Annotated in this window: 18 protein-coding genes and 2 pseudogenes; 13 read left to right on the top strand and 7 right to left on the bottom strand. The window is 52.5% G+C overall.

The features are described from left to right. Genes hybA through hybG form a run of 7 tightly spaced genes read left to right on the top strand, consistent with a single transcriptional unit; the run spans position 1 to position 5,443 of the window. Entirely contained in the window at positions 1–987 is a 987-nt protein-coding gene (gene hybA, locus OGY08_RS12895; RefSeq protein WP_003828357.1) for a hydrogenase 2 operon protein HybA, read from the top strand. Then, positions 977–2,155 (top strand): Ni/Fe-hydrogenase cytochrome b subunit, encoded by a 1,179-nt coding sequence (hybB, locus tag OGY08_RS12890; RefSeq protein ID WP_286565897.1) that lies wholly within the window; start codon positions 977–979, stop codon positions 2,153–2,155. Before hybA ends, hybB begins: the two co-directional genes overlap by 11 nt. Then, complete coding sequence (gene hybC / locus OGY08_RS12885; protein WP_003828353.1) at positions 2,152–3,855, top strand: hydrogenase 2 large subunit; 1,704 nt, start codon at positions 2,152–2,154, stop codon at positions 3,853–3,855. Before hybB ends, hybC begins: the two co-directional genes overlap by 4 nt. Continuing rightward, positions 3,855–4,349, top strand: coding sequence for a HyaD/HybD family hydrogenase maturation endopeptidase (locus tag OGY08_RS12880; RefSeq protein ID WP_032944999.1), 495 nt, complete (start codon positions 3,855–3,857; stop codon positions 4,347–4,349). The genes hybC and OGY08_RS12880 overlap by 1 nt, the downstream gene beginning before the upstream one ends. Then, positions 4,342–4,830, top strand: a complete 489-nt coding sequence (gene hybE, locus OGY08_RS12875; protein WP_008785804.1) for a hydrogenase-2 assembly chaperone — start codon at positions 4,342–4,344, stop codon at positions 4,828–4,830. The genes OGY08_RS12880 and hybE overlap by 8 nt, the downstream gene beginning before the upstream one ends. Next, a complete protein-coding gene (gene hypA, locus OGY08_RS12870) occupies positions 4,823–5,164 on the top strand; it encodes a hydrogenase maturation nickel metallochaperone HypA (RefSeq protein ID WP_057068492.1) in 342 nt (113 codons plus the stop codon). Before hybE ends, hypA begins: the two co-directional genes overlap by 8 nt. A gap of 30 nt (positions 5,165–5,194) precedes the next feature. Continuing rightward, complete coding sequence (gene hybG / locus OGY08_RS12865; protein WP_003024459.1) at positions 5,195–5,443, top strand: hydrogenase maturation factor HybG; 249 nt, start codon at positions 5,195–5,197, stop codon at positions 5,441–5,443. A gap of 94 nt (positions 5,444–5,537) precedes the next feature. Here hybG and yghU read toward each other — a convergent pair whose 3' ends face one another. Then, positions 5,538–6,404 (bottom strand): glutathione-dependent disulfide-bond oxidoreductase, encoded by an 867-nt coding sequence (gene yghU / locus OGY08_RS12860; protein ID WP_125362898.1) that lies wholly within the window; start codon positions 6,402–6,404, stop codon positions 5,538–5,540. Between the two features lie 218 nt (positions 6,405–6,622). Here yghU and OGY08_RS12855 point away from each other — a divergent pair, with 218 nt between their 5' ends. After that, positions 6,623–8,911: an FdhF/YdeP family oxidoreductase gene (locus OGY08_RS12855; RefSeq protein ID WP_125362899.1), complete on the top strand. Its 2,289-nt coding sequence runs from the start codon at positions 6,623–6,625 to the stop codon at positions 8,909–8,911. A 153-nt stretch (positions 8,912–9,064) separates the two neighbouring features. Further along, complete coding sequence (gene gss / locus OGY08_RS12850; protein WP_125362900.1) at positions 9,065–10,924, top strand: bifunctional glutathionylspermidine amidase/synthase; 1,860 nt, start codon at positions 9,065–9,067, stop codon at positions 10,922–10,924. Positions 10,925–11,252: 328 nt separating this feature from the next. Here the strand turns inward: gss and OGY08_RS12845 are convergent, their stop codons facing one another. The 6 genes and pseudogenes from OGY08_RS12845 to OGY08_RS12820 all read right to left on the bottom strand — a co-directional run. After that, a complete protein-coding gene (locus OGY08_RS12845; protein ID WP_286565896.1) occupies positions 11,253–11,624 on the bottom strand; it encodes a hypothetical protein in 372 nt (123 codons plus the stop codon). A gap of 8 nt (positions 11,625–11,632) precedes the next feature. Next, entirely contained in the window at positions 11,633–12,073 is a 441-nt protein-coding gene (locus OGY08_RS12840; RefSeq protein WP_125362902.1) for a hypothetical protein, read from the bottom strand. Positions 12,074–12,092: 19 nt separating this feature from the next. Then, positions 12,093–12,965 carry a LysM peptidoglycan-binding domain-containing protein gene (locus OGY08_RS12835; RefSeq protein ID WP_125362903.1) on the bottom strand — a complete coding sequence of 291 codons (873 nt, stop codon included), beginning with the start codon at positions 12,963–12,965 and terminating at the stop codon, positions 12,093–12,095. 32 nt (positions 12,966–12,997) lie between these two features. Further along, complete coding sequence (locus OGY08_RS12830; RefSeq protein WP_125362904.1) at positions 12,998–13,477, bottom strand: Hcp family type VI secretion system effector; 480 nt, start codon at positions 13,475–13,477, stop codon at positions 12,998–13,000. Further along, positions 13,465–13,985 (bottom strand): annotated as a pseudogene (locus OGY08_RS12825) (VasL domain-containing protein); the annotation flags it as partial. The gene OGY08_RS12830 and the pseudogene OGY08_RS12825, both read right to left, overlap by 13 nt. Then, positions 13,976–14,107: pseudogene (locus tag OGY08_RS12820) on the bottom strand (type VI secretion system contractile sheath small subunit); the annotation flags it as partial. The pseudogenes OGY08_RS12820 and OGY08_RS12825, both read right to left, overlap by 10 nt. A gap of 628 nt (positions 14,108–14,735) precedes the next feature. Between OGY08_RS12820 and OGY08_RS12815 the strand changes: the two are divergent. The 4 genes from OGY08_RS12815 to OGY08_RS12800 all read left to right on the top strand — a co-directional run. Further along, positions 14,736–15,254 carry an Hcp family type VI secretion system effector gene (locus OGY08_RS12815; RefSeq protein WP_032944948.1) on the top strand — a complete coding sequence of 173 codons (519 nt, stop codon included), beginning with the start codon at positions 14,736–14,738 and terminating at the stop codon, positions 15,252–15,254. 223 nt (positions 15,255–15,477) lie between these two features. Further along, a complete protein-coding gene (locus OGY08_RS12810; RefSeq protein ID WP_286565895.1) occupies positions 15,478–17,460 on the top strand; it encodes a type VI secretion system Vgr family protein in 1,983 nt (660 codons plus the stop codon). Then, on the top strand, positions 17,457–17,885 hold the full coding sequence (locus OGY08_RS12805) for a DcrB-related protein (protein WP_008784877.1): 429 nt from the start codon (positions 17,457–17,459) through the stop codon (positions 17,883–17,885). Before OGY08_RS12810 ends, OGY08_RS12805 begins: the two co-directional genes overlap by 4 nt. A 23-nt stretch (positions 17,886–17,908) precedes the next feature. After that, a partial coding sequence (locus OGY08_RS12800) for a DUF6531 domain-containing protein (RefSeq protein WP_286565670.1) occupies positions 17,909–21,843 on the top strand: 3,935 nt, incomplete at its 3' end.

Here is a 21,843-nt window from a genome sequence, read left to right as displayed (position 1 = left end):
GTGAACAGACGTAACTTTATTAAAGCAGCCTCCAGCGGGGCATTGCTGTTGGGCGCAGCGCCGTCCATCAGCCATGCGGCTGCAGAAAACCGTCCGCCGATCCCTGGTTCTCTTGGGATGCTCTATGACTCGACGCTGTGCGTAGGCTGCCAGGCCTGTGTCACCAAGTGTCAGGATATCAACTTCCCGGCGCGTAACCCGGAAGGCGAGCAAACCTGGTCGAACAACGACAAACTGTCGCCGTATACCAATAACATCATTCAGGTGTGGCGTAGCGGAACAGGCGTTAACAAAGACCAGGAAGAAAATGGTTACGCATACATCAAGAAACAGTGCATGCACTGTGTTGATCCGAACTGCGTTTCCGTTTGCCCGGTCTCCGCGCTGAAGAAAGATCCGAAAACCGGCATCGTCCATTATGACAAAGATGTCTGCACGGGCTGTCGTTACTGCATGGTCGCCTGCCCGTACAACGTGCCTAAGTACGACTACAACAACCCGTTTGGTGCACTTCACAAATGTGAACTGTGTAACCAGAAAGGCGTTGAGCGTCTGGACAAAGGTGGTTTACCGGGTTGTGTTGAAGTGTGCCCAGCCGGTGCGGTGATTTTTGGTACGCGTGAAGAGCTGATGGCTGAGGCGAAAAAACGTCTCGCGCTGAAGCCAGGTAGCGAATACCACTATCCGCGTCAGACGGTGAAAGCAGGCGATACCTATCTGCATACGGTACCGAAGTACTACCCGCACCTGTACGGTGAGAAAGAAGGCGGTGGTACGCAGGTTATGGTACTGACGGGTGTTCCTTACGAGGATTTGGATCTGCCGAAGCTGGATGATCTTTCAACTGGTGCGCGTTCCGAACATGTTCAACATTCCCTGTACAAGGGCATGATATTACCCCTGGCTGCGCTGGCGGGCTTAACCGTGCTGGTTCGTCGTAACACGAAAAACGACCATCACGATGGAGGAGACGATCATGAGTCATGATCCTAAACCGCTGGGCGGAAAAATAATCAGCAAACCGGTCATTATTTTTGGGCCGCTTATCGTCCTGTGTATGCTCCTGATCGTGAAACGTCTGGTCTTCGGACTGGGCTCAGTCTCCGATCTGAACGGCGGTTTCCCATGGGGTGTATGGATCGCGTTTGACCTGTTGATTGGTACTGGCTTCGCGTGCGGTGGTTGGGCGCTGGCGTGGGCGGTGTACGTTTTCAACAGAGGGCAATACCATCCGTTGGTTCGTCCGGCGCTGCTGGCGAGTCTGTTTGGCTACTCGTTGGGTGGTCTGTCGATCACCATTGACGTCGGTCGTTACTGGAACCTGCCGTATTTCTACATTCCGGGCCACTTCAACGTGAACTCGGTACTGTTCGAAACGGCGGTCTGTATGACCATCTATATCGGCATCATGGCGCTGGAATTTGCTCCGGCTCTGTTTGAACGCTTGGGGTGGAAAGTTTCCCTCAAACGTTTGAATAAAGTGATGTTCTTTATTATTGCCCTCGGCGCGCTGCTGCCAACCATGCACCAGTCTTCAATGGGTTCATTGATGATTTCTGCGGGTTATAAGGTGCATCCGCTATGGCAAGCTTATGAAATGCTGCCGCTTTTCTCGGTATTAACCGCCTTTATTATGGGCTTCTCGATCGTCATCTTTGAAGGCTCGTTGGTACAAGCCGGTCTGAAAGGTAACGGTCCGGACGAGAAAAGTTTGTTCATCAAGCTGACGAATACCATCAGCGTGCTGCTGGCGATTTTCGTCGTCCTGCGCTTTGGCGAACTGATCTATCGCGACAAGCTGTCCTATGCGTTCTCAGGCGATCTTTACTCCCTGATGTTCTGGCTTGAAGTCGTGCTGATGGTCATCCCACTGGTGGTGCTGCGCGTCACTAAGCTGCGTAATGACTCGCGCATGCTGTATCTGTCTGCGCTGAGCGCGTTGCTGGGTTGTGCAACATGGCGTCTGTCCTATTCGCTGGTGGCGTTCAATCCTGGTGGTGGCTACCACTACTTCCCGACCTGGGAAGAGCTGTTGATTTCTATTGGTTTTGTGGCTATTGAGATTTGTGCATACATCGTACTCATTCGTCTACTGCCGATACTTCCTCCTTTAAAACAAAACGATCAAAATCGTCATGAGGCGAGCAAAGCATGAGCCAGAGAATTACTATTGATCCGGTAACCCGTATTGAGGGTCATTTACGCATCGACTGCGAAATCGAAAATGGCGTGGTATCTAAAGCATGGGCTTCCGGTACCATGTGGCGCGGCATGGAAGAGATCGTGAAAAACCGCGATCCGCGCGATGCCTGGATGATTGTGCAGCGTATCTGTGGTGTTTGTACGACCACTCACGCTATCTCTTCCGTTCGTGCAGCAGAAAGTGCGCTGAATATTGATGTTCCGGTGAACGCACAGTATATCCGTAACATCATTCTGGCCGCGCACACCACGCATGACCACATTGTTCACTTCTATCAGCTGTCTGCGCTGGACTGGGTGGATATCACCTCTGCCCTGAAAGCTGACCCAGCGAAAGCGTCTGCCATGCTGAACGGCGTGTCCTCCTGGCACCTGAACAGCGCAGAAGAGTTCACCAAGGTTCAGAACAAGATCAAAGACCTTGTTGCCAGCGGTCAGTTAGGCATTTTTGCTAACGGTTGCTGGGGTCATCCGGCAATGCAGTTGCCGCCGGAAGTGAACCTGATTGCGGTCGCACACTACCTGCAGGCGCTGGAATGCCAGCGTGATGCCAACCGCGTTGTGGCACTGTTGGGCGGTAAAACGCCGCACATCCAGAACCTGGCGGTAGGTGGGGTTGCTAACCCAATTAACCTTGACGGCCTCGGTGTGCTGAACCTTGAACGCCTGATGTACATCAAGTCCTTCATCGATAAGCTGAGCGACTTCGTTGAGCAGGTGTACAAGGTTGATACCGCGGTTATTGCTGCGTTCTATCCTGAGTGGCTGGAACGTGGTCAGGGTGCGGTTAACTACCTGAGTGCGCCGGAATTCCCGACAGACGGTAAAAACGGCAGCTTCCTGTTCCCGGGCGGTTACATCACCGATGCCGATCTGTCGACCTATCGTCCGATCACCTCTCACTCCGATGAGTACCTGATCAAAGGGATTCAGGAGAGTGCGAAACACGCGTGGTACAAAGACGAAGCGCCGCAGGCTCCGTGGGAAGGCACAACGGTTCCTGACTACACCGGTTGGTCAGACGACGGCAAATACTCCTGGGTTAAAGCGCCGACCTTCTACGGCAAAACGGTTGAAGTGGGTCCGCTGGCTAACATGCTGTGTAAACTGGCGGCCAAACGCGAGTCTACCCATGCCAAGCTGAATGAAATCATCGCGATTTACACCAAGCTGACCGGTAAAACTATCGAAGTGTCGCAGTTGCACTCTACGCTGGGCCGTATTATTGGCCGTACTGTTCACTGCTGTGAACTGCAGAACGTTCTGCAGGATCAGTACAACGCGCTGATTGTGAACATCGGTAAAGGCGACCACACCACCTTCGTGAAACCGGATATTCCGGCAACAGGCGAATTCAAAGGTGTTGGTTTCCTCGAAGCGCCACGCGGTATGCTGTCTCACTGGATGGTGATTAAAGACGGCATTATCAGCAACTACCAGGCGGTTGTACCGTCAACCTGGAACTCTGGCCCACGTAACTTTAATGATGAAGTGGGACCGTATGAGCGCTCGCTGGTAGGTACGCCGATTGCCGATCCAAACAAACCGCTGGAAGTGGTTCGTACCATTCACTCCTTCGACCCTTGTATGTCATGTGCGGTGCATGTGGTGGACGTTGACGGGAACGAAGTGGTCTCAGTTAAGGTTCTGTAATGCGGATATTAGTCTTAGGGGTCGGCAATATTTTGCTGACCGACGAAGCCATCGGGGTACGTATCGTTGAGGCATTAGAGCAACGGTACATCCTGCCAGACTTTGTTGATGTTCTGGACGGTGGTACGGCTGGGATGGAGCTTCTCGGCGATATGGCGAACAGAGATCATCTGATCATTGCTGACGCCATTGTGTCGAAGAAAAACACGCCAGGAACGATGATGGTCCTGCGGGATGAAGAGATCCCAGCGCTGTTTACCAACAAAATCTCACCGCACCAGCTTGGCCTGGCCGACGTATTGTCGGCCCTGCGTTTTACCGGCGAGTTTCCGAAAAAGCTGACCTTAGTCGGCGTTATTCCGGAATCGTTGGAACCGCATATCGGGCTAACGCCAACGGTTGAAGCGATGATTGAACCTGCGCTGGAGCAGGTTCTTGCCGCGCTTCGCGAATCAGGCGTTGAAGCGATCCCTCGGGAGGCGGCTCATGTCTGAGGAGTTTGTCGGTTTTCAGACGGCCCCGAAGACGCAGATTCAGGCAGCGTTTGAAGAGGTTGCCCGGCGTTCGATGCACGATCTCTCTTTCTTGCATCCGAACATGCCGGTATATGTTTCTGATTTTACGCTGTTTGAAGGACAGTGGACGGGGTGTGTTATCACACCCTGGATGCTCAGCGCACTGATTTTCCCCGGACCGGACCAGATCTGGCCGGTGCGTAAAGTCAGCGAAAAAATCGGGCTGCGTCTGCCGTATGGCGAGATGACCTTTACCGTTGGTGAACTGGAGGGCGTATCGCAATACCTTTCCTGTTCACTGATGTCGCCGCTTTCGCACAGTATGTCGGCGCAAGAAGGTGTGCGTCTGACTGACGATTGCGCGCGCATGCTGTTATCGCTGCCGGTGAGCGATCCGAATGCGCCGCAGCTAAATCGCCGCGCGCTGCTGCTGGGTCGTCGGAACTGCGAAAATGCATGAGCTGTCCCTTTGTCAGAGCGCGGTTGAGATTGTTCAACAGCAGGCAGAGCAGCACGGTGTCAAACGTGTAACCGGCGTTTGGCTGGAAATCGGAGCGCTCTCGTGCGTTGAAGAGAGCGCCGTCCGTTTCAGTTTCGACATCGTCTGTCAGGGCACGCTGGCGCAAGGGTGTGAGCTGCATATTGATTACAAACCAGCCCAGGCATGGTGCTGGGATTGCAGTCAGGTTGTGGAAATCACCCAGCATGATGAGCAGTGTCCACTATGTCAGGGCGATCGTCTGCGGGTTGATGCAGGCGATTCACTGAAAGTGAAAAGTATTGAAGTCGAATAACCCATAGGTTGCTATGGGGCGGAGTCAGATATGTGTATTGGAGTCCCTGGTCAGGTTCTGGCCGTTGGTGAAGATATTCACCAGCTTGCGCAGGTTGAAGTGTGCGGCATCAAACGTGATGTCAATATTGCCCTGATTTGTGAAGGTGATACCGCTGAGCTGGTCGGGCAATGGGTGCTGGTGCACGTAGGGTTCGCCATGAGCATCATTGATGAAGATGAAGCTAAAGCCACGTTAGACGCACTTCGCCGCATGGAGTACGACGTCACCAGCGCGTGACAATCGGTTAGTGCCTGATGGCGTTACGCTTATCAGGCCTACGCCTTCTATGTAGGCCGGATAAGGCATTTATGCCGCCATCCGGCATCTTGCGTTAACCCTGGCGCTTATCTTCGGTATTGGTGTCGAAGTCGCTGGCGTCATGACGTTCATGAAGCTGCTCGTTCAGCGGCCCGTTAGTGCGGTTTACAATACGACCTCGCTTAACTGCCGGACGCACGGCAACCTCTTTTGCCCAGCGCTGCACGTGCTTGTAACTTCCTGCATCGAGGAACTCTGCCGCGTCGTACACGTTGCCCAGCACCACATTGCCAAACCACGGCCAAACCGCCATATCGGCAATGGTGTATTCATCTCCTGCCACAAACTGATTCTGTGCTAACTGCTTGTCCAGTACGTCGAGTAAGCGTTTGGCTTCCATCGTGAAGCGGTTAATAGCGTACTCGATTTTTACCGGCGCATAGTTATAGAAGTGACCAAAACCACCGCCGAGGAACGGCGCCGCACCCTGTAACCAGAACAACCAGTTCAGCGTTTCAGTACGTTTTGCCAAATCCTGCGGCAGGAAATAACCATATTTTTCCGCCAGATAGAGCAGAATTGCGCCAGATTCGAATACGCGAACCGGTGGGTTTTGCGAGTGGTCGCGCAGTGCCGGGATCTTCGAGTTCGGATTCACCTCAACAAAGCCGCTGGAAAACTGATCGCCATCGCCAATGCGAATAATCCAGGCATCGTATTCCGCGCCCTTCACGCCCTGCGCCAGTAACTCCTCCAACATAATCGTCACTTTCTGCCCGTTTGGTGTACCCAACGAATAGAGCTGCAGCGGATGCTTGCCAACCGGCAGCGTTTTTTCGTGGGTGGCACCGGAAACAGGACGGTTGATATTGGCGAAAGCGCCGCCGTTCGATTTTTCCCACGTCCAGACTTTCGCGGGCTGATAGGTATTGTCTGACATATTGACCTGCCTTCTGAGTGGTTGTGTTGATGCAGTGTAGCAGTTAGGTAGAACTCAATTTAACAGATTGGGACTTTATGTCGCTTTGTGCTGAAAGGGGAAGATAAATCTAACCCGTTCATTGTACCTGGCCCGTACTCCATGAAGAGGAAATCAATGTTGGACGGAAATTGCTACCGTATTCACCATCAAAAATTGGCGGTGAATAAGCAGTAATAATGAAAAATGGTGTTCCAGGAGTAAGCGGTTATCAGGGCCCTGCGGGTGGGTGGGGTGCGGTAAAAGCCGTCACTGCTTCGGTGTTTTCGCAAAAGGCTGTCGCGCGCGACATTATCGCGATGTTCAAAATGAACCAGGTGAAAGGGTTCGACTGTCCGGGCTGTGCGTGGCCGGACCCCGGGCATCGTGCGCCAATGGAGCTGTGCGAAAATGGCGTTAAGGCGGTCTCCTGGGAGACAACCAGTAAGAAAGCGTCACCGGAATTTTTCAGCCGTCACCCGGTTTCCACACTCTGGCACTACAGCGATTATGAACTGGAAAACATTGGTCGTTTGACGCATCCAATGAAATACGATGCAGTGTCTGACACCTGGCAGGCGGTGGATTGGGATATCGCCTTTCGGGAGATCGGCGAGCGTCTGCGCAGCTATGACTCAGCACAACAGGTTGAGTTTTATACCTCCGGCAGAACGTCAAATGAGGCGGCGTTCCTGTATCAGCTGTTTGCCCGCGAATATGGTAGCAGCAACTTTCCTGATTGCTCAAACATGTGCCACGGACCTACCAGCGTAGGGCTAACGCCGGCCATTGGCCTTGGGAAAGGGACCGTTGAACTTGATGATTTTGACCACTGCGATCTGGTGATTTGTATCGGGCATAACCCTGGTACTAACCATCCACGCATGCTGACCACCTTACGCGACGTTGCCAAACGTGGAGCCAAAATTATCTCCATCAACCCGCTGAACGAAAGGGGGCTTGAGCGCTTTAGCTTCCCGCAAAGCGCGAAAGAGATGTTCACCGGTCAGGCTACGGAGCTGAGCAACGACTACTACCAGGTAAAAATGGGCGGAGACGCCTCGTTGCTCAAAGGCATAATGAAGGCGCTGATCGAAATGGACGAAGCGCGGATCCTACTGGATCAGCAGCCGACGCTCGATCATGCGTTTATCGACCAACATACCGCGGGATATGCAGCGCTGTATGACGACTTACGTCAGCATAACTGGGCGGAGCTGGAACAGGACTCGGGTCTGACGCGTAGTCAGATGGAAGATCTGGCGCACAGCTACAGTAAATCCAGCGCCACGATTGTTTGTTATGGTCTGGGCATAACTCAGCATAAAAACGGCACCGAGAACGTTCAGCAACTGGTAAATCTGTTGCTGCTGAAAGGCAATATGGGTAAGCCGGGGGCGGGGATCTGCCCGTTACGCGGCCATTCTAATGTGCAGGGCGATCGTTCTGTAGGGATCAACGAAGCGGCGTCCGAAGACTTCCTGCAACGACTTGAGAAGCATTTTTCTATCCATGTTCCGCGCAAACATGGACGCTCCAGCGTGGAAAGCATTCGGGCCATCGAGCGGGGAGACGCAAAAGCGCTCATCTGCATGGGCGGCAATCTGGCGGTAGCGATGCCCCAGCCGCAGCGTACCTTTGCGGCGATGAAAAATCTGGATCTGCAGGTCCATGTGGCGACCAAACTGAACAGATCGCATCTGCTGATGGCAAAGCATAACTACCTGCTACCTGCATTAGGCCGAACGGAGCGCGACATGCAGGCGACGGGGATCCAGTCAGTGACCGTCGAAGATTCTATGTCGATGGTTCACGCTTCCTGTGGCGCGCTGAAGCCGGCTTCCCGCTGGCTAAAATCGGAACCCGCGATTGTGGCGGGCATGGCGCGTGCCACGCTGCCGCATTCTCCGATCAACTGGGAAGCATTTACCGGGGACTACGCGCTGATCCGTGACGCCATTGAAGCCGTGATCCCGGCGTTCCACGATTACAACGCACGTATTGCCGAGCCGGGCGGATTTCGTATGGATACACCTGCTTCGCGCCGTGAATGGCGAACGGAGAATGGCAAAGCCAACTTTATCGTCAGCCATCAGCGGGCGGTAGAGCGGGAACATCAGCCTGCTGATGCACTGGTTCTGGCAACGCTGCGTAGCCACGATCAGTACAACACCACGATTTATGGGATGAACGATCGCTATCGTGGCATTACTGGCCGTCGGGATGTGGTGTTTTTAAGCGCCGAAGAAGCGACGAGCCGCGGTCTGAGCCAGGGTGATGTGGTCAACGTTCAGGCGCTGGACGACAACGGTCAGCCCTGCGCGGATCGCATCATGTACGGCTTAACGGTGGTGATTTACAACATGGCGGCTGGCTCAATTGGCGCTTATCTGCCTGAAGCGAATGTCCTGCTTTCGCTGGATGCAGTAGATACACAAAGTTTGACTCCGGCGTATAAAAGCGTACCGGTCACCCTGACCAAAGCGTAGTTCCTGCTGTGAATTTTTCGCCTCTGAGCGCCAGCCGCTGCGTTGAGGTGTATGATGATGTCGACCTCTGTCCGGTTAGTGTCGCAGAGCAGGCAATCAGAGCGAAAAATTCACGCCAACCTGCTCAGGCTGTATTGTTTTGAGGTAAGGTGCATGAGCAAAGGAACGACCAGTCAGGATGCCCCATTCGGGACATTATTGGGCTATGCCCCAGGTGGCGTAGCAATCTACTCTTCAGATTACAGCTCCCTCGACCCACGGGACTACGACGATGATGCAGCATTTCGCAGCTATATCGACGATGAATACATGGGCCACAAATGGCAGTGCGTAGAGTTCGCACGCCGCTTTCTCTTCCTTAACTATGGCATGGTCTTCACCGATGTGGGTATGGCCTGGGAGATCTTCTCCTTACGCTTCCTGCGCGAAGTAGTGAATGACAACATCCTACCGTTACAGGCATTTCCGAATGGTTCGCCCCGCGCGCCGGTAGCAGGGGCTCTGCTTATCTGGCAAAAAGGCGGTGAATTTAAAGATACCGGGCATGTGGCGGTCGTCACCCAGTTGCTGGAAAACAAAATCCGTATTGCCGAACAGAACGTGCTCCATACGCCGCTGCCTCCCGGACAGCAGTGGACTCGCGAACTGGAGATGGTGGTTGAGAACGGTTGTTACACCCTGCGTGATACCTTTGACGATACGACTATTCTTGGTTGGATGATCCAGACCGATGATACCCGTTTCAGCCTACCGCAGCCGGAGATCGCCAATGACTCGCTGAAAATTGGCGGCGCGCGACTGGAAGATAACGGGCAATTTGATGATAAATGGCTGAATGAGCAGGACCCGCTGCAAAAAGCCTACGTGCTGGCGAACGGCCATGTGATTAATCAGGACCCGCATCAATATTTCACCATTACCGAGAGCGCCGAGCAGGAGCTGATTAAAGCCACCAACGAGCTGCACCTGATGTATCTGCATGCGACCGATAAGGTGCTGAAAGACGACAACCTGCTGGCGCTGTTTGATATCCCGAAAATCCTCTGGCCGCGCCTGCGCCTTTCCTGGCAGCGTCGTCGGCATCATATGATTACGGGGCGTATGGATTTCTGTATGGATGAACGTGGACTGAAGGTGTATGAGTACAACGCCGATTCCGCATCGTGCCATACCGAAGCCGGTTTGATCCTCGAAAGATGGGCCGAACGGGGCTACATAGGGCAGGGACACAACCCGGCTGAAGGGTTGATCAACGAACTGGCAGGGGCCTGGAAGCACAGCCGCGCACGTCCGTTTGTCCACATCATGCAGGATAAGGATATCGAGGAAAACTATCACGCGCAGTTTATGCAGCAGGCGCTGCGTCAGGCCGGGTTTGACAGCAAAATTCTGCGAGGTCTGGATGAACTGCGCTGGGATGACGCCGGTCAATTGATTGACGGGGACGGCCGTCTGGTGAACTGCGTCTGGAAGACCTGGGCGTGGGAAACCGCAATTGAGCAGGTGCGCGAGGTCAGCGAAACGGAGTACGCCGCGGTGCCAATTCGTACCGGGCATACGAATCAGGAAGTGCGCTTAATCGATGTGTTGCTGCGCCCGGAAGTGCTGGTCTTCGAACCTCTGTGGACGGTGATCCCTGGCAACAAAGCGATTCTGCCGATCCTCTGGCAACTGTTCCCGCACCACCGTTATCTGCTTGATACGGATTTCACTGTTAATGAAGAGCTGGCGCAAACCGGTTATGCGGTGAAACCTATTGCAGGACGTTGTGGCAGCAACATCGATCTGGTGAGTCATCAGGAAGAGCTACTGGATAAAACCAGCGGTAAGTTTGCCGAGCAGAAGAACATTTATCAGCAGCTTTGGTGTCTGCCAAAAGTTGCCGGTAAATATATCCAGGTTTGTACCTTTACCGTAGGTGGTAACTATGGCGGTACCTGCCTGCGTGGTGACGAGTCGCTGGTGATTAAAAAAGAGAGCGATATTGAACCGCTGATTGTGGTGAAGGAATAACCGCGCAACCCCTGTGATGGTGATGTTGCCATCACGGGGTTATTTGATGGGAATAATTTTCGAAATACTCGAAAGCAAGAACCCGCCTTTCGGGCGGGTTCTTTAAATAGTGGTGCCGGACTCGGTGTAGTTCTTTGGGCTAATGAACTGTTTTCAATAAGAATGCTATTTTTTAGTTTGCCAAGACCACCGGACAGACCACCACAAAACGAACCCTTATCGAATTGCAGGGTTAACCTGCTGGTTTAAACACAACCAGATGATGTGAGTTTGGTTACTACTTCTCTCACTAAATTATTGTGTAAATGCTAAAGTGCTAATCATAAAATCACTCATTATTTTTATTTTTTATCCGCGACTTTTTATTTTCGTCATATATTATGATGGTGTCATCATAGACCGTTAGTCTTGCGGAATAATCTTTATTATTTTTGTATTTTATTTTCATCGAGAGTAATTTATTTTCAATGTTTGAGCAGTCTCTTTTAATCGAATCCTCTACAAACTGATAAGTCAATTTTTCTTGGCGAACATCAAAATCTCTTATCCATCCTTCACAGGAATCAGCGGTTTCAAAAAAATCCCGCAAGTCTTGCGGCATATCATAAATAACGATATGGTTAACATTTTCTGCAAATAAATAGTTGCAGTGAAAAAGCACCATAATGAAATTAATTATAATAAGGAATCCCTTGCGCATAATGATCTCTATATATAATCGTTAAGCCATTTTATTTGTGAAATATTCATCGCAGTTTTGCAATATAATGAAGATATTGGAACCCTATAACCGGAAAGAGCTCCAATACTAAGTGATGAATAGCCGCATTGTTTTTCCCTGTAAAGGATAAAATAACGATGAAATTCGGGGAAGGTTATTCTTGCAAGGTGAATGTTAGAATCGTATGCAAGGGTCCCATCTTCATTAAGGCCTCTTTTCTTTCCTTCATTATTATCGGATTTTTCCAGCCTTTTTTGTGCATTAATTTCTTCTTTTTTTAAAGCGATAACACTTTGCTGGTATTTGTCCATAAGGCACCAGTAGACGTCACCCTGTTGTATTTCATTATTACATTTAGCAGGATCGATGTTATGCGCATTGGCTGCACCACATATAAAAAAAAGAAATAGATTTTTTTTTATGTTCATTGGTTATTCCTTGGAAGCGTTATTTTATCTCATCTGCAACAATGAGATCGTATGTGAATCTGATTTTATCCGCATAGGTGTGATCCCCTCTATGACCAGGTTGTGCTTTTGCTGGGTCTATATTATATTGTTTTTGAATGTTTTCAGGTGTAAATAAAAACCATCCTGGTATATACTGTTCTAGATGCGCTTTTTTATATTTAAGTTTATTCCTTGGGTGAATGACTTTAACTCCATTCATTGTAGTAAGCACACCCTGTGTTGTGCCTATTTTCTTGGCTATGGAGCTATAACCACGATCGCCAGTAACGACTTCATAAGTATATTCATTTTCATCATCATATACAGTTTTATCTTTTTCTGTTTCTGACATTTTTATCATTAAAAGAGCAATGCCAGCCCGGATATTATATTCTGGATTGCTCCTTATAAGATCTGTCTTATTGATTAAATAAGTACTCCATGTTTTCGGGATTATGATATTGTACTTTCTAGGGCGAGCAGGAATGGCCACTTCTTTGATCCCCTCATCTCCTGTGTTTCCTATCTGTATTGGTCTTGTTTTCCACGCCGCTACCGTCGCACCTGTTTCAGTCCATATCATTGCCTTAATCAATTTCCAGTCCAGTGGCTTATATTTTTCGATATTTTTAGATGTTGATAAATGCTGATTAATCTCAGATACAAGTTTCCTGATTGTATTATCATAAATATACCAGTCAGGATTCCCAATTGCTTTTTCCCGACCAGTCTTCCATTCATCAAGAGAGCTGAGTTTTTTGGGGGGTTGTCCAGAACCCTTTCCTGTTGTCCGGGTTTTTACCTGGGGAATTTTCCTCGGATTTTCTGTTTTTGGGATGCCTTTGTGTGCCGCTGCAGTGCGCTTTACCATGTGAAACCCTCCATTCATTTGTAAAATCTTTACTAAAACACCCTCTCATCCCATAAACTGTATGCACTGGTCCCGGCAATGCAGTGCTCCCAGTTGATTGATTCATATATAAAAGAAATACTTTCCTGAGGTTGTACTTCGCTGTCAATGATTACATGTGCAATCGAGAAATTAATATCACTAATTCGGGCTTTTTTTAATTCCAGTTTGTAATATTTTTCATTAATGCCAAATCGATTTGTCCGATAAAAATCAAAAGTACAAGTCAATATTTCATTATCGTTAATTGCTTTTCCCAGCAAAGGGGATGATTTATCGACAGGTTTTTTTATCGTAACTGAATGATGATTGACATTTTGATCCCGACTTAATCCATGCGTCAGTTCATATACCATAATATGATCAAGATGCAGTAACTGAGCTTTATTACCGATAGAATCAAGTGAACAGCAACCTGCTGAAATCAATCCTTGCTTTTCACCGTTCAGTGTTAAATAAATTAAATTTGCCATGTTGTTCTCCTCGCGTTAACTATTATTTTCCTGATTTTGCATTAGTTGCCGACTCTGGCACTACATTGCTTTTCAGCAGCAGCCAGCGGCTTAATACGCCATTCATCTGTTCATTAACTTGTTTTTCCAGCGCTTCTGTATTCCGTCCCTGTGCCCTGGCGTCCTGGTACTGTGTCAGCAGGGATTCCAGCGGCGTTTCCTGATTCAGCAGTCGTTCCGCCTGCCAGGTGACGGTTTTGATATAGGAGAGGGTAAAGCCCTGTTTCTCTGTCTCCCGTTGCATCATCAGGTCGGCAAAGTCACGCAGATTTTGCCGCGCCTGCTGCAAGCCACGCATTTGCGGGCTGCTTTGCGCGCGGGTTTTCAGGATTTCATTCCACTGCGCTGTTGCCTGCTGCTGTTGCAAACTCTCCGGCCAGCGACTGTCTGCGGTTTGCATCATCTGCATACCTGTTTCCAGCAGTTGCAGCGGCGAGGTGTCGGGAAGCTGTTGCAGCCGTTGCCCGTATCTCCCACTATCAACATATTGAGGGGTAATTCCACCTCAGAAGGCTCGCCGTCAGTTTTTGGAACGTAAGAAATATTAATGCGTTCTTTGGGGGCTACACTGCCGTTATAATCTTTGCTCATAGAGATCATCCATCAGGTTATGTTATGTTTTCTGCATCTCCGTACAGACCATGAAATACCGTGCAATAAAAAACAACTGGCAATCATTATTACGCGAAGAAAATTTTTTGAGAAGCACTTTTTCTAAATGAAATACAGGAGTATCCTTCTGTTGTGGTTATTGTTCAGGTTGTATTGGTTTCGTTAAGAATAAATTAAAAGAAATTTCAGTGATTTTTATTTTTATGTAATTATATGATTTATATGTAGTTTTTATTTTGTTTTATATGTTGTTAATATATTTTTCATGAATCCATATACCGCAATTATCTTTATGTTACGGGTTGGTTGGTGAATGGGTTTTACCGATTGAAGTAATGGAGCAATGATGAATATAATATTTATTCATGAATATGATATTGTCATTATTTTATAGAAATGAATATTGATGTATCACCATAATGGATGTGTGAATATTTAATTCAGTCATCAGGAATATGCTTTTTAGCCTCTGGGTTTACGGTTCAATCTGCCATGTGAAGAGAGTTTAAACTACAGAGTTTTTTATGTGTTAAGCATGTTTTTATCTGCCGGATATCTTTTGGCAGATGTATGTAAGTGTCGTTAATCGTTAACAAGGAGTTTATTAATGCCAACACCGTGTTACATCTCAATTACGGGGCAAACCCAGGGGAATATTACCGCTGGTGCATTTACCGCAGATTCTGTCGGCAATATCTACGTGCAGGGGCACGAGGATGAAATGCTGGTACAGGAATTCCAGCACAACGTGACTGTACCCACCGATCCGCAGTCCGGGCAGCCGAGTGGTCAGCGTTCGCACAAGCCGTTCATTTTTACTGTAGCGCTGAACAAAGCCGTACCACTGCTGTACAACGCGCTGGCCTCCGGCGAAATGCTGCCGAAAACTGAACTGCACTGGTGGCGTACCTCTGTTGAAGGCAAACAGGAGCACTATTTCACCACCCGCCTGACGGACTCGACGATTGTGGATATGAAGTTGCATATGCCGCACTGCCAGGACCCGGCGAAGCGCGAGTTCACGCAATTGCTCGAAGTCTCACTGGCCTACCGCAAAATCGAGTGGGAGCACGTCAAGTCCGGCACCTCTGGTGCTGATGACTGGCGCGCGCCGCTGGAAGCGTAAGGCTGAATCCACAGCACCCCACCCTTACGGGCAGGGTGCTGTTTTTGTTGGGGATCGTAAACAAAAAAGCAGTGTCAGTAAGGGGTTACGTTTTTTACGGGAGATGGCGGACGCCGGAAACTTCGGCGGTAGCGTGCCTGAATAATGCAAGCGTAACACTGTACTGTCATTCGCCGCAGTCCGGCTGGTGGTTTCTTTTCCCTGTTAATTCAGGAGATTATTCATGTCAACAGGATTACGTTTCACACTGGAGGTGGACGGCCTGCCACCGGATGCGCTGGCCGTGACATCCTTTCACCTGGAGCAGTCCCTTTCCTCGTTGTTCACCCTCAATATTTCGCTGGTCAGCCAGCAGTTTCTCAGCATTGATTTCTCTCAGGTTCTGGAAAAAACAGCCCATCTTAAAATCTGGCAGGGCACGGAGATACAGCGCCGGGTGAACGGTATTGTGACCTGGTTTGAGCAGGGTGAAAACGACGGACACCAGATGCTGTACAGCATGATTGTCCGGCCACCGGTGTGGCGTGCCTCCCTGCGGCAGAACTCCCGTATTTTTCAGAATGAGGACATTAAAAGCATTCTGGGGACGATATTGCAGGAAAACGGGGTGACGGACTGGAGTCCGCTGTTCAGTGAGGCGCATCCGGCGCGGGAATTCTGCGTGCAGTACGGTGAAACGGATTATGACTTTCTGGCGCGGATGGCGGCGGAGGAAGGACTGTTCTTCTACGAAGAGCACTCGCCTGACAGCGACGACCAGAGTCTGGTGCTGTGTGACACGGTGCGCTTTCTGCCGGAGGTGTTTGACATCCCGTGGAACCCGAATACCCGGACCGAAGTGAGCACGCCGTGCATCAGCCAGTTCCGCCACAGCGCACAGATACGCCCCTCTTCTGTCATTGGCAAGGACTACACCTTTAAACGCCCCGGCTGGGCGGGCCGCTTTGAGCAGCAGGGGCAGAACCAGGATTATCAGCGTACACAGTATGAAGTGTTTGATTATCCGGGGCGCTTCAAGGACGACCACGGGCAGAACTTCGCCCGCTGGCAGGTGGAGGGCTGGCGCAATAATGCCGAAGAGGCGCAGGGAAAAAGTCGTTCTCCGGCAATATGGCCGGGGCGGCGTATTCAGCTGACGGAACATCCGCAGGCGGGCCTGAACCGTGAATGGCAGGTGGTGAGCAGCGATTTGCAGGGGAAACAGCCGCAGGCGGTGGCGGGGCGTTCCGGTTCAGGGACCACCCTTGAGAATGATTTTACGGTGATACCGGCGGACAGGACGTGGCGGCCCCGGCCAATGGAAAAGCCGTCAGTGGACGGCCCGCAGTCAGCCACTGTTACCGGCCCGGAGGGGGAGGAAATCTTCTGTGACGAACATGGCCGGGTGCGGGTGAAGTTTAACTGGGACCGGTATAACCCGGCGAACCAGGACAGCTCGTGCTGGATACGGGTGGTGCAGGCGTGGGCGGGACCGGGGTTCGGCAACCTGGCGATACCGCGGGTGGGACAGGAGGTGATAGTGGACTTCCTGAACGGGGACCCTGACCAGCCAATCATCATGGGGCGGACGTACCATGCGGATAACCCGCCGCCGGGCGGTCTGCCGGGGACGAAGACGCAGATGACCATCCGCTCGAAAACCTATAAAGGTAGCGGGTATAACGAGCTGATGTTCGAGGATAAAACAGGTCAGGAACTGTTGTCGATGCATGCGCAGAAGGACATGAAGACGACGGTACTCAACGATCAGGGTACGGCGATCATTCGTAACCAGAGTCTGGTAGTGGGCAATAACCGGCTGAAAGTCGTGACCGCCAACGAAGATGTCAAAATTGACGGGCACCAGCTGCTCAATATTCGGCAGTTTCAGGAAGTGAATGTCAAAACCGATGTGACCTGTTTTAACGGCGGCGACAGGATAATGCAAAGCGCGGGAAATGTGGTCATCGGCTCAGGTTCCATGATCCGGCTGGAATGTGGGGAGAGTGCACTGGAGTTGCATGCCGGGGGCGTGATTAACCTTAAGGGCAAGGCGTTTAACATCGTGGCTGAGGGTAACAGTCTCATTACGACAGGCACAGCTATGCTGGGCCTGAATCCGGAAGAGCCCGCCCCGGCTATTGGCGTTGTCGGTAAAAACCATAAAAAAGACTTAACCAGCATTATACAGGGATTATTCCCCGAAGAGACGGGGGGCGGAAAATGAACGCCATTTACCGCATGAATGAAGGCCATCTGGCGCTGACCGGAGAAGACTGGCTTGACTGCACGATGCAGGTTATTCGCAATACCCGCACCCACACCTCACTGGTGATCACCCGCGCAGTTATTGCCGGGGACAGGTCGTTTGATGACGAACTGGTATTCCAGTGGGCACAGGTGGCTGCACAGATCGATAACTATCAACAGACGCCACCCGTCACATTAACGTTGCCTTTATTGCCTGACTGTCCCGCCCGGGAAACGACGGCTACATATCTTCGTGAACCTTATTTTTGTTGCCAGCGCCAGCTGGCCGTACTGATGCCAGAACGGCGGCTGCTGATGCTGACCTGCACCGCACTGAATACCTTTAGCGAAGAGGACGAACGGTTCTGGCTGCAGGTTAAAAATACGCTGGACAGGGACTGAGATCAGACAGAGGACGTTTTGCCATGAGCAATCCGAACGCCGCCCGTCTGGGCGACGACATCATTCATACCAGTATTCTGGCCGATATACTGGAGGGAGCTTTTGAAGCGGCTATTTGCGTTGCTGTTGGGGTCGTCGTGGTTGCTGCTGCAGCCCCTCTTGCCGCCGCGGCGGCAACTGCTGCAGGCGTGTCAGCTGCGACGGTTGCGGCAGCGTCAGTCGCCGCAACAACCTGTACAGCCGCGGGCATTGTCGGAGGGCTGACAGTTTCGTTATCGGGTGCTTCTGAGGTTGTCGGCGATATTGCTCAGGGCGCGGCAAACTTTATCTCCCCCCCGTCACCGCAGGGGAAAATTGCGACAGGTTCTTTAAATGTGCAGACCAATGGTCTGCCTGCCGCCAGAGCTGCGGGGCGTCTGATGACCGCCGCCGAAAACGCCACGCGGGAAAAAATGGAGGCGGAAGAGAAGACGCGGCGGGAAGAAGAGGACGCCCGGATGTCCACAGGGATGAAAGTGCTGAACGGGGTGTCTGCACTGTTCAGCTATGGCAGCGAACTGCTGGGTGAGTTGATTAACCCTGTCGTGGCCGGGCCGTCAGGCGGGGTGGTGGAAGCTGAGCATGATGTGGTGCTATGCGAAAAACACCCACCGAACCCGATACAGTTTATGGCCGAAGGCTCCTCTCAGGTCAGTATCAATGGTCTGCCTGCCGTCCGCACCGGAGACCGGACAACCTGCGGCGGCACCGTTTCCACGGTGGTCTCTCCCAACGTCATCATCGGGGGTAAACCGGTTGTGGTTCGCCCTATTCATAGCGGCAAATCACCCGGCGTGGAAACCGCGCTGCTCGCGCTTTCCGTCCTGACGTGCCGCCCCACTAAGCTACTGAAACAGCTTCCCTGCATGATAATGGGGATGGCGGCGGCAATGCTTGCCAGTAAGATTGGCGAATCTGTGCGGGCACTGTGGAATCCGGTACATGCCGCGACGGGCGCGAAGGTTCTGAGCGGGGAAGAGGACTGTGATTTTGAGCTCCCGGCCCGTTTCCCTCTCATCTGGCAGCGCATCTACAACAGCCGTAACCCGCATGAAGGGCTCTTTGGTCGCGGCTGGCGCACCGCATTTGAAACCCGCGTGGTCAGGGAGGAGGAATACGCCTGCTTCCATGATGAAGGGGGACGCGAACTCCGTTTTGTCTGTCCCCCGCCGGGTGAGGCAGGATTCAGTCCCGATGAAGGACTGTTATTTGCGCAGAGCGAACAGGGCATGGTGGTGATTGGTGATCTGGACGGCGCCACCTGGCGGCTCTATCTTCCGCACCCGTCAGCGCCCTCGCAACTGCGCCTGCACCTGCTGTCGGATAATTATGGCAATGGCTTGCGGCTCCATTATGACGAACAGGATCGCCTGCAGGCGATTACCGATACCCAGGAAAGCCTGCGGGTGGTGCTGCATTATCAGGACTTACACTCCCCGCAGCGTCCGACCCGGATCACTGAGCACATGCTCACCCCGGCCCCCCCCGGTGGCGAGCCGGTTCATCGGCTACTGATGTCCTACGACTACACCCCGCAGGGGGAACTGTACCGTGTGACCGATGCGGATGATGTCTGCCTGCGTGAATTTGATTACACCCCGGACGCCCTGATGGCAGGGCACCGGATGCCCGGCGGGGCCCGTCACCGCTATCAGTGGAAAAAGTTCAGCGACGGCTGGCGGGTGGTGGCCTATGAGTCCAGCGGAGGTGACAGCGCCACGATTGGTTATGACCTGACACAGGGCGTGACCATCGTCACCCATGGCGGTGGCGAAACGCACCGGCATGAATGGGATCGTCGCTATCTGGTGGAGAAGTACACCGATGAATCCGGGCAGGTATGGGGCTATGAGTGGAACGAGGACGGGCAGCTTTCGCGTACCGTCGACCCGTTGGGTGCCAGCAGAGCATATCACTATGATAATGCGGGAAACATGATTCTGGAGACCGACCCGCTGGGCCGGGCCGTTTGTACACGCTGGCTTGAAGACCGGGCGCTGCCTGTTCAGGCCTGCGGGCCGGAGGGAAGCGTACACCAGTATTTTTATGATGCGAACTTTGGTCTGCGTGCAGAAATCAATGCACTCGGGCTGTGCTGTTATTACCGTCGTGATGAATGGGGCCAGGTCGTCGAATTCACAGATGAAAAGGGCGGCGTACAACGCTTTAGCTGTAATGAGCGTGGGCAGCTTATCAGCGTTCAGGACTGTTCCGGGAAAACAACGCAGTACCGGTACGATGCGGCTTACAGGCTGGCCGAGGAGGTGGATGCGGCCGGGGAGAGTACCCGCTATGTTTACAGCCCGGCAGGCAGGCTAAAAATGGTTTCCGGTGCGGAGGACTGGACGGCCAGCCTGTCCTGGACGGCACAGGGGCTGCCGGAAAGCTACCGGGTGGGACACAATAATCCGGTGCGCTGGCAGTATGATGCCTGTGGGCGGGTGAGCGTGGTGACTGACCCGCTGGGCCATACCGTGCGGCGTGAATATGACGCGCGCAACCGGCTGACGCGTTTGTATAACGAAAGTGGTGAGCTGTACCGGTTTATCCACGGCATAAATGGGCATCTGACGGAAGAGCGGGGTCTGGATGGTGTTATCACCCGCTACGAATACGATGTCTGTGACCGGGTGGTCAGTAAAACCTGGGCGGCCGGCACGCCGGATGCGCTGACGCACCGCTGGCAGTATAACGCAGCCGGGGAAGTGACCGATAAGCAAACGCCGGACGGGCACACGGTCTACCGGTACACGACGGGAGGGACTCTGCAGGCGGCGCTGTTTTATCCGCCGGGAGCAGAGAGTCCTGCACAGCGCGTGCTGCTGGAGCATGACCGGCTCGGCCGGCTGACGGCGGAGGAGAACGACTCTGGCCGGGTGAGCTACAGCCTGGATGAACTGGGTAACCGGACATCCGTTCAGCTGCCGGATGGTCGCAGCCTGAAGACGCTGTATTACGGCAGCGGTCATGCGCTGAGTATCAGTCTGGATGAGCGGCTGATTACGGAATTTACCCGTGACAACCTGCACCGGGAAATCAGTCGAACGCAGGGCGGCCTGACGACACGCACGCGTTATGACCGACTGGGGCGGCAGGCGCGCCGGGAAATCTACCGCAAAGAGAACGGGATGCGGCCGGTGGAGGCGTGGCACTGGCAGTACGACAGCCGCCACAACCTGCTGAGTGAAACGCAAATCAGCGACTACCGCTATCAGGGCTACCATTACGATGACGGTGACCACGTCTGTCGCCACGACACCAGTTTTCGTGGGGTGACGCATCATACGTACGATGCGGCAGGTAACCTGCTGACTGCCCCGCAGGCAGGGCAGTCGCTGACACATAACCGGCAGACGCAGTGCGGTAATGGTGCGTGCAGGTATGATGTTTACGGCCGGATGGTGCAGAAACCGGGCCCGGGTGGCCTGTGGCGCTACGGTTATGACAGTGAACACCGGATGACGGAAGCGGTGCTGGACATGCCGGACGCAACCGGGGCCGGAAATACGCGACACCGGGTGATTTTTACCCACGACCCGTTTGGGCGGCGAACAGAAAAGCGCAGCGAGGTGACGGTATCTGCGCCGGATGACGGGCGTGTCACCGGGACGCAGGAGGTGACGACCTTTGTGTGGGAAGGGTTCCGGCTACTGGCGGAGACCCGCAACGGACAGTCGCTGGTGTACGTGTACGAAGGGGCGGGGAGTTACACGCCGCTGGCGAGGGTTTACGGCACCGGCGACAAACAGCGTGTGGACTACTACCGCTGCAGCCATAACGGTATGCCGCAGGCGCTGACGGATGAGGACGGGAAACTGCACTGGCGTCAGGATGTGGAGACGTGGGGAGAAACGCGGTCGGAATACGCGGATGAAGAGGGAGGCAGGTGGCGGAAGATATGGGGTGGTGCGCCGGAAGA

Origin of the sequence: Citrobacter sp. Cpo069 (assembly GCF_030332785.1) — a bacterium.
GTDB lineage: Bacteria > Pseudomonadota > Gammaproteobacteria > Enterobacterales > Enterobacteriaceae > Citrobacter > Citrobacter portucalensis.
The sequence above is the reverse complement of the archived record's forward strand: the minus strand, read 5'-3'. Positions and strand labels throughout refer to the sequence as shown.

What these genes read in the sequence shown, in the direction of transcription:
- hybB (WP_286565897.1), top strand. Translation starts at nt 977, where the DNA reads ATGAGTCATGATCCTAAACCGCTGGGCGGAAAAATAATCAGCAAACCG.
- hybC (WP_003828353.1), top strand. Translation starts at nt 2,152, where the DNA reads ATGAGCCAGAGAATTACTATTGATCCGGTAACCCGTATTGAGGGTCAT.
- OGY08_RS12880 (WP_032944999.1), top strand. Translation starts at nt 3,855, where the DNA reads ATGCGGATATTAGTCTTAGGGGTCGGCAATATTTTGCTGACCGACGAA.
- hybE (WP_008785804.1), top strand. Translation starts at nt 4,342, where the DNA reads ATGTCTGAGGAGTTTGTCGGTTTTCAGACGGCCCCGAAGACGCAGATT.
- hypA (WP_057068492.1), top strand. Translation starts at nt 4,823, where the DNA reads ATGCATGAGCTGTCCCTTTGTCAGAGCGCGGTTGAGATTGTTCAACAG.
- hybG (WP_003024459.1), top strand. Translation starts at nt 5,195, where the DNA reads ATGTGTATTGGAGTCCCTGGTCAGGTTCTGGCCGTTGGTGAAGATATT.
- yghU (WP_125362898.1), bottom strand. Translation starts at nt 6,404, where the DNA reads ATGTCAGACAATACCTATCAGCCCGCGAAAGTCTGGACGTGGGAAAAA.
- OGY08_RS12855 (WP_125362899.1), top strand. Translation starts at nt 6,623, where the DNA reads ATGAAAAATGGTGTTCCAGGAGTAAGCGGTTATCAGGGCCCTGCGGGT.
- gss (WP_125362900.1), top strand. Translation starts at nt 9,065, where the DNA reads ATGAGCAAAGGAACGACCAGTCAGGATGCCCCATTCGGGACATTATTG.
- OGY08_RS12845 (WP_286565896.1), bottom strand. Translation starts at nt 11,624, where the DNA reads ATGCGCAAGGGATTCCTTATTATAATTAATTTCATTATGGTGCTTTTT.
- OGY08_RS12840 (WP_125362902.1), bottom strand. Translation starts at nt 12,073, where the DNA reads ATGAACATAAAAAAAAATCTATTTCTTTTTTTTATATGTGGTGCAGCC.
- OGY08_RS12835 (WP_125362903.1), bottom strand. Translation starts at nt 12,965, where the DNA reads ATGGTAAAGCGCACTGCAGCGGCACACAAAGGCATCCCAAAAACAGAA.
- OGY08_RS12830 (WP_125362904.1), bottom strand. Translation starts at nt 13,477, where the DNA reads ATGGCAAATTTAATTTATTTAACACTGAACGGTGAAAAGCAAGGATTG.
- OGY08_RS12815 (WP_032944948.1), top strand. Translation starts at nt 14,736, where the DNA reads ATGCCAACACCGTGTTACATCTCAATTACGGGGCAAACCCAGGGGAAT.
- OGY08_RS12810 (WP_286565895.1), top strand. Translation starts at nt 15,478, where the DNA reads ATGTCAACAGGATTACGTTTCACACTGGAGGTGGACGGCCTGCCACCG.
- OGY08_RS12805 (WP_008784877.1), top strand. Translation starts at nt 17,457, where the DNA reads ATGAACGCCATTTACCGCATGAATGAAGGCCATCTGGCGCTGACCGGA.